Raw genomic sequence first — 345 nt, forward strand, 5'->3', positions numbered from 1 at the left:
GCCAAATGCCGTCGTCGACTTCCTTGATGCCGAGCCGCTGACCGGCCATCACGGTTGAGATGTTGATCTTCTTGCGATGCATGCAGATCCGGCCGCAGGCGGTGACGAGCACATCTTTGTCGTGGAAGGGATAGTCGACCTCCGGCAATCCCGCATAGCGCCGGGGTGATGGTGCGTAGAGGTCTGCGGGGGTCCGCATGGCGAGCGCTTCGTGCGGTCGCTCGGTGTTGAACTCGCTGACGAAGGCGTCGAATCGCTGCTGTTGTTGCAGGAAGTTGGCGCCCGGCGGGCGGGTCGTTTGCTGCTTCAAGGTCAGATGCATGCGCTCGTGGCGGCCGTTCTGCT

General features: G+C 62.6%; 1 protein-coding gene. It reads right to left on the reverse strand.

What is annotated here, in order from left to right:
• On the reverse strand, positions 1 to 345 hold a 345-nt coding region (locus tag VRZ08_RS25060; protein WP_414534251.1), incomplete at both ends, for an integrase core domain-containing protein.

Origin of the sequence: Rhodopseudomonas sp. G2_2311 (genome assembly GCF_047501505.1) — a bacterium.
GTDB classification, from domain to species: Bacteria; Pseudomonadota; Alphaproteobacteria; order Rhizobiales; family Xanthobacteraceae; genus Rhodopseudomonas; species Rhodopseudomonas palustris_H.